We start from the raw sequence: 11573 nt of genomic DNA, 5'->3' as shown, positions 1-11573 counted from the left end.
TCGAACGCCATTAACGCTCAGAGCTCGACGTAAATGTCGCAGCCATATACCGACATCGGATTGCCGGAAGCGTCCTCGATCTTGTTCCAGCATTTTCCGACGCCGGCGATCATCCGGTAGACGAAGACGCCCTCAGCCTCGACGGCGCGCTTCTCCGGTGCTTTTTGCCGGCCAAGATAATTGAAATATGACACTGCAATATCGTCGCCGCAGCGATAAAGCGTGCCGCGATCCAGCAAGAAGACGCTGCTGCGATCCTTCGCATTGCTGACGCAGTAAGAGTAATGGGTGAGCGACTCGGGCTTCATGCTGATCTGCCCCGAGGCCGAATGGCCAGGCAACAGCAAGGCGCCGCCGAGCAGCAGTCGAATTATGAATGCGAAGCGGGACGCCATATGCAGCTCCAGCGACTGGGCGAAGGAAATTGAATCGTGTGTAAGGTCGATTCAAGGCCGGAGCAATCTTGGATCGCTTTTTAAGCGGGCAGGGGAGGGCTTCGTTTGCCGGGCGGATGACGTCGGCGGGGCGTATCCAAAAATGATTTGGCCCGGCGCAGTCATAGCGAGGATGCGCCGGGCCTGTATCTCACGCTGGGCAGAAGCGCAAGACAGGCGCAATCTGGAGTTCTTCGCGCGGCGACGCTACCGCTCATGCGCAGCTAATTGTGAGATTGCGCAGGGTCTTTGGCGCCTCTGTCCCGGTTCCCTTCAAGACTGCGTCGCATTGGTCCGACCTCTTAATAATGTCGAAAGTCTCGGAGCGCACGATTTTCGGGTTTGAAACAGGCCCTCGCCGGATGGAGGGAAAAATGCTCGAACTCATCTACATTGCGCGTTTCGATTTCCTCGCGGAACCCAACAGTTCCGATCTCAACCGCCCGCCCGACGACGCCGCCGTCGCAATGGCGATCGCCGACGCTGACGAGGCGTCGGAGAAGGCCGACGAAAGCAGGTCGGGGGCGACTATCGTCGTCCGCGGTAGCCGGCGGACGTTGAACTGAATCGATGGCGCGGGGTCAGCTCATTCAAAATTGTGTATTGTAAAACGCGCTACAAACGGATATGGATGGGCGCAAATGGAGGGTTCCTCGTGTCCCGAGCCGTCGTGCGCAAAGAGCATCCGCTTTCGATGCGGTTGCCGGAAGCCGATCTCGCCATCATCGATCGGGCGGCCGCGCTACGCGGTCGCTCGCGCACCGACTTCGTGCGCGACGCAGCCGTACGCGCGGCCGAAGACGTGCTGATGGAGACGGCGCCCATTCGGATGACTGCCGCCGGGTTCGAAGCGTTCGTGGCGGCATTGTCTGGACCAGCCACCTCGGCGCCGGAGATCGTCGAGCTTTCCCAACGTGCGGCGCCGTGGGAGACCGGTGATTCGGATGCCGAGAGGGCTGAGGCTTGGCGATCTCCCGCCCCGAACCGCTGACGGCGACTCACATTCTCGACGAGTTCTCCTGCGGAAAGTCATCTCTCGACCGCTGGCTCAAAACGCGGGCGCTTTCGAACCAAGAAAAAGGCTTCACGGCGGTTATGGTCGTTCACGAGATGAATCGTGTCATCGGCTACTACGGTGTTGCGCCAACGGCGATCGTGCCGACACTGCTGCCCAGGTCCATTCGGACCGGGCAACCGCCCGACCCTGTTCCATGCCTGCTACTGGGACAGCTCGCGACCGATCGGAGCTGGATCGGCAAGGGAATTGGCACGGGCCTGCTCAAGCACGCTTTGCAGCGGTGTGTCGCGGCTGCGAGCCTCATCGGAGGTCGGGCCCTGGTTGTTAAAGCGGTCGACGGCGAAGCGGCCGCGTTCTGGGCGCGACGCGGTTTCCTTCCCTCGAAAGACGATCCTCACGTACTCTTCAGATCGATCGCTGATATTGCAGCATCGCTTCGCTAGCTGCCAGGACGACATCTGGCGCAAGGGCGTTCGAATTCTTTATGGTGGTGAAATGGCGCGCCCAAGGGGATTCGAACCCCTGTTTTCGCCGTGAAAGGGCGACGTCCTAGGCCTCTAGACGATGGGCGCGGGCTTGCGCCGCTCAGGCGGCGCAGCGAGGGCTGTATAGAGGGGCGCGGCGCGCAAGACAAGCCTCGATGATGCGCGATTTGCCCCGGATGGGGGATAAGTGGTTCAAATTCCCCATCTCAGAATTTCATAGGCGTGAAGGCCGATGCGCGAGGCATATATCCCGACGAGCGCGAAGCCGAAGGCTTTCACCGTGATCCAAAGATAGGCTTCCATGTCCGGGTGCATGAGCGAACGCCTTTCATCTCAGGTTGCTGCGCCTTGGGGCCCCCTTGTCTTCTTCTTGCGAGAATCAAGTAGCAATCCGCGTGCCGGATGGCCTCGGCGCCGGCTGTTAAATCCTCTAGGCGCGCCCGTCCGAGCCTGTTACTGGGCTCACGGCCATGCTCACCATCAATGATCTCACCTACCGCCTCGGCGATCGGCTGCTCTTCGATAAGGCGGGCGCCTTTCTGCCGGGCCGCGCGCGCGCCGGCTTTGTGGGGCGCAACGGCGCCGGCAAGACGACGCTTTTTCGCCTCATCGCCGGGGAAATTGCCGCCGAATCGGGCAATATCGCCCTTCCGGCCCGCACGCGGCTCGGCCGCGTCGAGCAGGAGGCTCCGGGCGGGCCGACCCGGCTCATCGACTTCGTGCTCGCGGCCGACGTCGAGCGCGCCGAGCTTCTCACCCGCGCCGAGACCGCGCATGACGGGCATGACATCGCCGAGATTCAGACCCGCCTCGCTGACATCGACGCCCATTCCGCGCCGGCGCGCGCGGCGGCGATTCTCCATGGTCTCGGCTTCGACGCCGAAGCCCAGCAACGGCCGCTGTCGGAGTTCTCGGGCGGCTGGCGCATGCGCGTGGCGCTCGCGGCGGTGCTCTTCTCGGCGCCCGACCTTCTGCTGCTCGACGAGCCGACCAATTATCTCGACCTCGAAGGAACGCTTTGGCTTGTCGATTATCTCGCGCGCTATCCGGCGAGCGTGCTGGTCATCAGCCACGACCGCGACCTGCTCGACGATGTGGCGACGCATATTCTGCATCTCGAACGGGGCAGGCTGACGCTCTACAAGGGCAATTACACGTCTTTCGAGAAACAGCGGCGCGAGGCGGCGCTGCTCGCCGCCAAAGGCGCCAAGAAGCAGGAAGAGCAGCGCAAGCATCTGCAGGAATTCGTCGACCGCTTCCGCGCCAAGGCCACCAAGGCGCGCCAAGCCCAGTCGCGCCTCAAAATGCTGGAGAGGATGGAGCCGGTCGCGGCGATCGTCGACGACAGCGTGCTGCCGATCTATCTCCCGTCGCCCGAGAAGCCCTTGTCGCCGCCGATCATCGCGCTGGAGCGGGTTTCCATCGGCTATGGCGAGCGCGTGGTGCTCTCGCGCCTGTCGCTCTCCATCTCCAACGACGACCGCATCGGCCTCCTCGGCGCGAACGGCAACGGCAAATCGACCTTCGCGAAGCTCCTCGGCGGACGGCTTTCGCCCATGGCCGGCAATATGGTGCGCGCGGCGAAGCTGGAGGCGGGCTTCTTCGCCCAGCATCAGGTCGACGATCTCAACGAGAACGACACGCCTTATCTCGTCTTCTCGCGGCTGATGCCCGACGCCCCCGAGGCGCGGGTGCGGGCGCGGGCGGCGCAGACGGGTTTTTCGGGCGCGCGGGCCGACACCAAAGTGGCGCATCTCTCGGGCGGCGAGAAGGCGCGGCTGCTCATGGGCGTCACCGCGTTCAACGCGCCGCATCTCCTTATCCTCGACGAGCCGACGAACCATCTCGACATCGACAGCCGCGCCGCGCTGATCGAGGCGATCAACGATTATGAGGGGGCGGTGGTGCTGGTCTCGCACGACCGCTATCTGCTGGAGGCCTGCGCCGACCGGCTATGGCTCGTGGCCGATGGGACGGTGAAGCCCTTCGACGGCGATATGGACGACTACGCCAGGCTGGTGTTGTCCAAGACCAAGGCGGAGGAGCCCAAACGCGAGGCGGCTCCGGCGGCGGCGGCCGAGATGGCGCCGAAGCGGCGCGACGCGGGGTTCTATCGCCGCAAGCTGGCGGAGGCGGAGGCGAAGGTCGAGAAATTCACCCAGCTTTTGGGGCGCGTCGACGAGATGCTCGCCGCGCCTGACGCGTTTTCGCGCAATCCGCAGGAGGCGGCAAAGCTCGCGGCGCAGCGCGAGGAGCTGGCCAAGGCGCTGGCTTTGGCGGAGGAGCAGTGGCTGGAGCTGGCGGCCGAGGCGGAGGGGTGAGGCGGGCCCTCATCCGACCCCGCTTTGCGGGGCCACCTTCTCCCGCAAGCGCAGGGCTGTCCGGGGAATGAGTCGAAAGGTCGCGGGCGCATGCCCGGTTTTCCCGACGGTTGTCGGGTATTTTCCGGTTGTCGAGACTGGAAAAAAGGACCGGACATGCCCGTGCACTCTACTGTATTCGCCCAACTGCTCAAGCCGGTCGATCGGCGCGCCTTCAAGCAGATCGTCGAGCGGCATGGCGGCGACGCCTACGACAAATCCTTCAAGAGCTGGGATCACCTCGTCGCGCTCATCTACGCCCAGCTTGCCGGGGTCTCCAGCCTGCGCGCCCTCGTTCCCGCCTTCAACGCCGACGCGCGCGCGCATTATCACCTCGGGACGCGGCGGCTCGCGCGCACGACCCTTTCCGACGCCAACGCCCGCCGGCCCGTCGCCGTCTTCGCCGATCTCTTCGCCATGCTCTCCGGCGCGCTCGACCGTCATACGCGCCGGGAGGGCGCGGACATGATCCGCCTCATCGATTCGACGCCCATCCCTTTGAGCAAATTCCTCGATTACGCCCGCTCCAACGGCCGCACTCACGGCCTCAAAATGCACGTGGTCCATGACCCGCGCGCCAATCGGCCCCTTCGCGCGGAAGTCACGCCCGCCAATGTGAACGACATAGAGATCGGCAAGAAAACCGATATCGAGCCGGGCGCCGCTTATGTCTTCGACAAAGGCTATTGCGACTATCGCTGGTGGACCGAGATCGCCGCGCAAGGCGCTTTCTTCGTCACCCGGCCGAAGGCGAACGCCCGCTTCCGGGCGATCGCCGCCCGCCCGCTCGACCCCGAAAGCGCGCGGGGCGACGGCTTCGCCGTGATCGCCGACGAGGAGGTGGCGCTGGCCAGCAAAGGCGATTCCAAGCTGCCCATGCCGCTGCGGCGCATCACCGTGGAAAGAGACGAGGCCAAAGGCCGCATCGTCCTCATCGTCAACGACATGCGCCGCCCGGCCGCGGAAATCGCCGCGCTCTACAAGGGCCGCTGGGCAATCGAGCTGCTGTTCCGTTGGATCAAGCAGCATCTCAACATCAAGAGCTTCATCGGCGAGGCCGAAAACGCCGTGCGCCTGCAGCTCTTCGCCGCGATGATCGCCTTCACCCTGCTGCGCATCGCCGCCTGCGTCCACAAGATCGACATGGCGGCACTGCGTTTCGCCGAGCTCGTCGGCCGCTTCCTCTTCGACCGCCGGCCGATCGCGCTTATCGACAAGCCGCCAATCAGGCCCAAGCCCGGCCGAGACTTCTCTAGTCTGCAGCTCCAGCTCGCGGCCCTATGATTTCCCCGGACAGCCCTGTCCGCAAGCGGGAGAAGGAGTCGCGTGTCCTGAAACCTCGGTGTTCTCTCCTTCTCCCGCCTGCGGGAGAAGGTGGCCCTCGCGTCAGCGAGGGTCGGATGAGGGCGGCCGCATCCACAAAGCAATATCGTTCAGCGCCGCGCCCCCAATTACCCGCTCATTGTCCAGCCGCAGCACCCGCCACCCGTTCGCGAAAAACCAAGCATCCCGCCGACGGTCATGCGCCTTCTGCTCGGGCTTCTCATGCGGCCGGCCGTCCAGCTCGACGATGAGCCGGCGTTCGAGGCAGGCGAAGTCCGCAATGTAAGGACCAATCGGGACCTGCCGGCGGAACTTCAGCCCCTCGAAGGCTCGGCCACGTAAGCAGCGCCAGAGCATGTCCTCGGCGACCGTCATGTTACGACGCAGGCTGCGGGCTTGGGTGAAGCGGGCTTTCGGCGTGTCGTCGCGCATGTGGCTGGGCCCTCATCCGACCCCTGCTGACGCAGGGGCCACCTTCTCCCGCACGCGGGAGAAGGAGTCGCGTTGCAATATTCGCGATCATCTCCGACCGATCCTAACCTTCTCCCGCTTGCGGGAGAAGGTGGCCCTCGCGTCAGCGAGGGTCGGATGAGGGCGTCAAATCCGCAAACTCCGGATGCCGCTCCAAATAAGCCACAACGAAAGAACACGTCGCCCGCACCTTGAGCCCGCGCGCCCGCGCCGCCAACAGCGCCCCGTGGATCAGCTTCGACGCCGCGCCGCGGCCCTGCAGGGCAGGGGGCGTTTCCGTGTGGGTGAAGGTCATCACCCCGTCGGTGAGCGTATATTCCGCGAGCGCCATCGACCCGTCGAGATCGAGTTCGAAGCGGCTCCGGGCCGAGTTATCGCGCACGGCAAAGCTCTCTCCCATTCCTTCCTCCCCTTCATGCTCCCGACATGGCGCCGCGGCGCGGGAAAGGAAAGACCGGCGCGGGAAAGCTTGCCTTTTCCGCCCGCCCGCGCTTCAACCGCCCGGGAGCCGTCGCTATGCTCTCCCTCCTCGAATCGTCTCAGTGGAAGCCACCATGCGCCTGTCCCGTTATTTCCTGCCCATCCTGCGCGAGACTCCGAAAGAAGCCGAGATCGTCTCGCACCGGCTGATGCTGCGGGCGGGCATGATCCGGCAGGAATCCGCCGGTATCTACGCCTGGCTGCCGCTGGGCCTCAAAGTGCTGAACAACATCACCCGCATCATCCGCGAGGAGCAGAACCGCGCCGGCGCCGTCGAGCTGCTCATGCCGACGATCCAATCGGCGGACCTCTGGCGCGAATCCGGCCGCTACGACGCCTATGGCAAGGAGATGCTGCGCATCAACGATCGTCATGATCGTGAGATGCTCTTCGGCCCGACCAATGAGGAGATGGTCACGGAGATCTTTCGCGCCTATGTGCGCTCCTACAAGGATCTCCCGCTCAATCTCTATCATATCCAGTGGAAGTTCCGCGACGAGGTGCGCCCGCGCTTCGGCGTCATGCGCTCGCGCGAATTCCTCATGAAAGACGCCTATTCCTTCGACCTCACCGCCGAGGGCGCGCGCCACTCCTACAATAAAATGTTCGTGGCGTATCTGCGCACCTTCGCGCGCATGGGGCTCACCGCGATTCCGATGAAGGCGGAGACCGGCCCGATCGGCGGCAATCTCTCTCACGAGTTCATCATCCTCGCCGAGACCGGCGAGAGCGAGGTATTCTGCCACAAGGACTTCCTCTCCTACGCGCCGCCGTCCGCCAATGTCGATTTCGACGACGCGGCGGCGCTGCAGGGGATCGTGGACAGTTGGACCAGCCGCTACGCCGCGACCAGCGAGATGCACGACGCAGAGGCTTTCGCCGCCGTGCCCGAGGACGCCAAACTTTCCGCGCGCGGAATCGAAGTCGGCCATATTTTCTACTTCGGAACCAAATATTCGGAACCCATGAAGGCTGTGGTGAACGGCCCCGACGGCAAGGAGGTCGTCGTGCAAATGGGTTCCTATGGCATCGGCCCGTCGCGTCTCGTCGCCGCCATCATCGAGGCCGGCCATGACGAGGCCGGCATCGTGTGGCCGGAGACGGTGGCGCCCTTCCATGTCGGCGTGGCCGATCTCAAGGTCGGCGATGCGGGGACCGGCAAGGTCTGCGGCGAGCTCGTCCAGCAGCTCGAAAATGCGGGGCTCGACGTGCTGCACGACGATCGCGACGAACGTCCGGGCGCCAAATTCGCCACGCTCGATCTGATCGGCCTGCCTTGGCAGATTCTCGTGGGTCCGAAGGGGCTTGCCGAGGGCCATGTCGAGGTGAAGCGCCGCAAGACCGGCGAGCGTGAAATGCTCGCGCCGGCGGACGCCGTGGCGCGCATCATCGCGGCGATCAAGCAGGCGGGGGCGTGAGGGCGCGCGGTCCGGGAGGCGATGTGGGACCGCGAGCCTTCAGGCTCGCAAACGATCGACGCCGGTATTGGTTAGCGCGCGTGAAGGCGCGCGGTCCGGGAGGCGAAGTGGACCGCGAGCCTTCAGGCTCGCAAACGATCGGCGCCGGTATCGGTTAGCGCGCCTGAAGGCGCGCGGTCCGGGAGGCGATATGGGACCGCGAGCCTTCAGGCTCGCAAACGATCGACGCCGGTATCGGTTAGCGCGCCTGAAGGCGCGCGGTCCGGGGGGGCGATATGGACCGCGAGCCTTCCGGCTCGCCAGTAACACCTCGCCATTGAAGGATGGCTTTATGAGCGAAGCAACCGCGGAAGCTTTCGAGGGCGCGCAGCCCGTCTCCCGGACAAGGGCCTTTGCGTCCTTCGAATGGATGGTGGCGCTGCGCTATCTGCGCGCGCGCCGCGCCGATGGCTTCGTCTCGGTCATCGCCGGCTTCTCTTTCCTCGGCATCATGCTCGGCGTTGCGACCTTGATCGTCGTGACCTCCGTCATGAACGGCTTCCATCGCGAGCTGATGGACAAGATCATGGGCGTCAACGGCCATGCCTTTCTGCAAGCCGTGGAGACGCCGCTCACCGACTGGGAAGACGTTTCTACCAAGGCGTCGGCCGTCCCGGGGGTGAAGCTCGCCATTCCGATGGTCGAGGGCGCCGCCGGTATTTCAACGCAGTTCGGGCAGTCGGGCGTCCTCGTGCGCGGCATTCGCGAGAAGGACCTCGTGCGCCTGCCGGGCATCGCCGGCAATGTGAAGATCGGGGCGCTGGAGGGCTTCGACAAAGGCGAAGGCGTCGCCATCGGCCAGCGGCTGGCGGAGACGCTCGGCGTCACCGTCGGCGACAAGGTGAGCCTGTTGATCGCCAAAGGCGCGCAGACGCCCTTCGGCGTCGCGCCGCGCATCAAGGCCTATACGGTGGCGGCGATCTTTTCGATCGGCATGTCGGAATTCGATAATGTCTTCGTCTATATGCCGCTCGCCGAGGCGCAGGTCTTCTTCAATCGCGACAAAGAGGCGACGGTCATCGAGGTCTTTGTCGACAACCCCGAGCAGATGGACCTGTTGCGGGCGCAGCTCGACAAGGCGGTCGGGCGGCCGATGATGATCACCGACTGGCGCCAGCGCAACAAGACCTTCTTCGACACGCTGCAGGTGGAGAAGAACATCCTTTTCATCATCCTGACGCTGATCGTCATCGTCGCGGCCTTCAATATCATTTCCGGCCTCACCATGCTGGTGAAGGACAAGACGCGCGACATCGCGATCCTGCGGACCATGGGCGCGTCGCGCGGCTCGGTGCTGCGCATCTTTCTGCTCATCGGCGCGTCGATCGGCGTCGTCGGCACGATCGCCGGTTTCCTGCTCGGATTGCTGATCGCGTCGAATCTGGAGACGATCCGCAGCTTCCTGAACAAGGCCTTCGACGCCAATCTTTTCCCGGCGGAATTCTACTTTCTGTCGCGGCTGCCGGCGATCGTCGATCCGCGCGAAGTGACGATGATCGTCGTCATGACGCTCGTTCTCGCCGTTCTCGCCTCGATCTTCCCCGCCTGGAAAGCCGCTTCGCTCGATCCGATCGAAGCGCTGCGGCATGAATAAGCGCGAGAGATGAGGGCATGAGCGAAGCCGTTCTCGAACTGCGCAATATCGCGCGGCATTACCGCGAAGGCGATGCGCGCCTCGATATTCTCGTCGACGTCGATCTGGCGATCTATCCGGGCGAGACGGTCGCGCTGGTCGCCCCCTCTGGCGCCGGCAAATCCACGCTGCTGCACATCGCCGGGCTTCTGGAGCGCGCCGACGGCGGGGAGACGCTGATCAATTCGGCGCCCACCTCGAAGATGAACGACCGGGAGCGCACCAGCCTGCGTCGCTCCGCGATCGGCTTCGTTTATCAGTTCCACCATCTGCTGCCGGAGTTCTCGGCGCTGGAGAATGTCGTTCTGCCGCAGATGATCAACGGCCTCGGCCGTAAGGACGCCGAGGGCCGCGCGCAGCAATTATTGGAGTATCTGCGCCTCGGGACGCGCGCGTCGCATCGGCCGTCGGAACTGTCGGGGGGCGAGCAGCAGCGCGTCGCCATTGCGCGGGCGGTCGCCAATGCGCCGCATTTGCTTCTCGCGGACGAGCCGACCGGCAATCTCGACCCACGGACGGCGGAGCATGTCTTCGCGACCTTGCTGACGCTCGCCCGCCACTCGGGCCTCGCCGCGCTCATCGCGACGCATAATCTGGACCTCGCAGAACAAATGGACCGCCGCGTCACGCTGCGCGACGGCCGCGTCGAGGAGCTGCCGTAAAAGGCGAAGGCGGCCGATCGGGCCGCCTTCGGGTCGGCGCCATTCCCGACGCTCGCGGCGCGAGCGATCGGGAATCCAGAGCAAAACCAGCGCTACCTTGGTCCGCCGTCATTTCGAGGAGCGTAAGCGACGAAGCAATCCAGGGCCACATCGCTGTGCTGGATTGCTTCGCTTCGCTCGCAATGACGCGAGGCGCTGGATTCCCGGTCGGGCTTTCAGCCCGCCGGGAATGACAAGCACCAAGGCGAGCTGTTCAACTGGAAACCATATTAGAAGCCCCTCACGCTGAGGAGCCTGCGTAGCAGGCGTCTCGAAACACGAGGGGCGTCAGCGCCCGTGCCCGATCAGGACGCCTTCTTCTTGTCCACGAACTGGGCCTTGTACCAGAGGCCGAAGCCGACCGCGGCCAAAGCCGCGAAGAAGACGGCGATGGTGATGTCCTTGGTGGCGGTCAGGCCGACCGAGAAGGGGAAGCGGGCGACATATTCCTTCGTGCCGTCGTCGCTCCTGGCCTTCACGAGGCCGATATATTTGCCTTCCTTCTGGAAGTTGTGGTCGAAGGTCAGCGTGCCGGTCTTGTACTTCTTCGGCGGCGAGAAATACTCGGTGTTCGCCTCGAGATTCTCATTGTCGTCCTTCTGGCCGACGTCGCGCAGCACGCGCATCTCGAGGTTCATGTCGCGCAGCTCGTCCTGCTGAGCGTCGAGCGTGATGATGGTCGGGCCGGCGTCGGGAATGTCGTCGCAAAATTGCTCGCGCGATTTCAGCGGCTGATAGCCCGTGAAGCTCATCGTGTCGGGGCCGATCTTCATGAGGCACTGGCCCTGGTTGGAGCCGACGTCGCCATGCGCGTGCGCCTGGGCGACCCAACCGACCGTCGCCAACGTCATGGCGACGAGAAAGCGCATTTTCATTCTGTTCCTCCCTTTGAACAAACCTTGCGCCGCTTCTTTGCCGAGCGGCTTTATCTCACCGGCGCGTCGACCGGGGGGCGGCCCCCGGCGATGAGGCGGCCGCGACCTTGCGCCAAAGAGCGAAGGGCGCAACCGGCATCCCGCGGTTAGCATATATCAAGTTCGAGGCGCCTGTCTTGCGACCTTCGGCCACACAGACTGCCAGGCGCTTTACGCGCCGCAAGGCGGGATAGCTTCCGCCAGTCCGGCGATCGTCTTCCCGTTAACCATGTCCAAGTTGAGTCGCCTCCAAGGATTAATTCACCTTAGCGATTTTTCGAATTTTGCGTTAAACTT

At 64.1% G+C, this 11573-nt stretch carries 13 protein-coding genes and 1 tRNA gene; 8 read left to right on the top strand and 6 right to left on the bottom strand.

Annotated features, from left to right (window positions below; all coding sequences use genetic code 11):
* Positions 1–17 precede the first annotated feature (17 nt).
* A complete protein-coding gene (locus QMG84_RS11550) occupies positions 18–395 on the bottom strand; it encodes a hypothetical protein (protein ID WP_281928025.1) in 378 nt (125 codons plus the stop codon).
* Between the two features lie 413 nt (positions 396–808).
* On the opposite strand from QMG84_RS11550, the gene QMG84_RS11545 reads away from it, so the two are divergent.
* The 3 genes from QMG84_RS11545 to QMG84_RS11535 all read left to right on the top strand — a co-directional run bounded on the left by QMG84_RS11545 (position 809) and on the right by QMG84_RS11535 (position 1895).
* Entirely contained in the window at positions 809–1000 is a 192-nt protein-coding gene (locus QMG84_RS11545; protein WP_281928023.1) for a hypothetical protein, read from the top strand.
* Between the two features lie 89 nt (positions 1001–1089).
* Positions 1090–1425, top strand: coding sequence for a type II toxin-antitoxin system TacA family antitoxin (locus tag QMG84_RS11540; RefSeq protein ID WP_370568497.1), 336 nt, complete (start codon positions 1090–1092; stop codon positions 1423–1425).
* Positions 1398–1895, top strand: a complete 498-nt coding sequence (locus tag QMG84_RS11535) for a GNAT family N-acetyltransferase (RefSeq protein ID WP_281928021.1) — start codon at positions 1398–1400, stop codon at positions 1893–1895. The genes QMG84_RS11540 and QMG84_RS11535 overlap by 28 nt, the downstream gene beginning before the upstream one ends.
* Positions 1896–1948: 53 nt before the next feature.
* Here QMG84_RS11535 and QMG84_RS11530 read toward each other — a convergent pair.
* Together QMG84_RS11530 and QMG84_RS11525 are read right to left on the bottom strand one after the other, a co-directional pair.
* Positions 1949–2024: transfer RNA gene (locus QMG84_RS11530), tRNA-Glu, on the bottom strand.
* Positions 2025–2129: 105 nt separating this feature from the next.
* Positions 2130–2252: a hypothetical protein gene (locus tag QMG84_RS11525; protein WP_281928019.1), complete on the bottom strand. Its 123-nt coding sequence runs from the start codon at positions 2250–2252 to the stop codon at positions 2130–2132.
* Positions 2253–2407: 155 nt separating this feature from the next.
* Here QMG84_RS11525 and QMG84_RS11520 point away from each other — a divergent pair, with 155 nt between their 5' ends.
* Positions 2408–4258 (top strand): ABC-F family ATP-binding cassette domain-containing protein, encoded by a 1851-nt coding sequence (locus QMG84_RS11520; RefSeq protein ID WP_281928018.1) that lies wholly within the window; start codon positions 2408–2410, stop codon positions 4256–4258.
* A gap of 156 nt (positions 4259–4414) precedes the next feature.
* Positions 4415–5581: an IS4 family transposase gene (locus QMG84_RS11515; protein WP_281927877.1), complete on the top strand. Its 1167-nt coding sequence runs from the start codon at positions 4415–4417 to the stop codon at positions 5579–5581.
* Between the two features lie 102 nt (positions 5582–5683).
* On the opposite strand, the gene QMG84_RS11510 is transcribed toward QMG84_RS11515, so the two are convergent.
* Both QMG84_RS11510 and QMG84_RS11505 read right to left on the bottom strand, forming a co-directional pair.
* Entirely contained in the window at positions 5684–6052 is a 369-nt protein-coding gene (locus tag QMG84_RS11510) for an endonuclease domain-containing protein (protein ID WP_281928017.1), read from the bottom strand.
* 142 nt (positions 6053–6194) lie between these two features.
* A complete protein-coding gene (locus QMG84_RS11505; RefSeq protein ID WP_281928015.1) occupies positions 6195–6491 on the bottom strand; it encodes a GNAT family N-acetyltransferase in 297 nt (98 codons plus the stop codon).
* A gap of 154 nt (positions 6492–6645) precedes the next feature.
* Here QMG84_RS11505 and proS point away from each other — a divergent pair, with 154 nt between their 5' ends.
* From proS to QMG84_RS11490, 3 genes are all read left to right on the top strand, one after another.
* Positions 6646–7989: a proline--tRNA ligase gene (proS, locus tag QMG84_RS11500; protein ID WP_281928014.1), complete on the top strand. Its 1344-nt coding sequence runs from the start codon at positions 6646–6648 to the stop codon at positions 7987–7989.
* Between the two features lie 331 nt (positions 7990–8320).
* On the top strand, positions 8321–9622 hold the full coding sequence (locus QMG84_RS11495) for a lipoprotein-releasing ABC transporter permease subunit (protein WP_281928013.1): 1302 nt from the start codon (positions 8321–8323) through the stop codon (positions 9620–9622).
* 17 nt (positions 9623–9639) lie between these two features.
* Entirely contained in the window at positions 9640–10323 is a 684-nt protein-coding gene (locus QMG84_RS11490) for an ABC transporter ATP-binding protein (RefSeq protein ID WP_202071987.1), read from the top strand.
* A 344-nt stretch (positions 10324–10667) separates the two neighbouring features.
* Here QMG84_RS11490 and QMG84_RS11485 read toward each other — a convergent pair whose 3' ends face one another.
* Positions 10668–11237: a hypothetical protein gene (locus QMG84_RS11485; protein WP_202071986.1), complete on the bottom strand. Its 570-nt coding sequence runs from the start codon at positions 11235–11237 to the stop codon at positions 10668–10670.
* Between the last annotated feature and the right edge of the window lie 336 nt (positions 11238–11573).

The sequence above is a fragment of the Methylocystis iwaonis genome (genome assembly GCF_027925385.1).
In the GTDB taxonomy this organism is placed as follows: domain Bacteria; phylum Pseudomonadota; class Alphaproteobacteria; order Rhizobiales; family Beijerinckiaceae; genus Methylocystis; species Methylocystis iwaonis.
The sequence above is the reverse complement of the archived record's forward strand: the minus strand, read 5'-3'. Positions and strand labels throughout refer to the sequence as shown.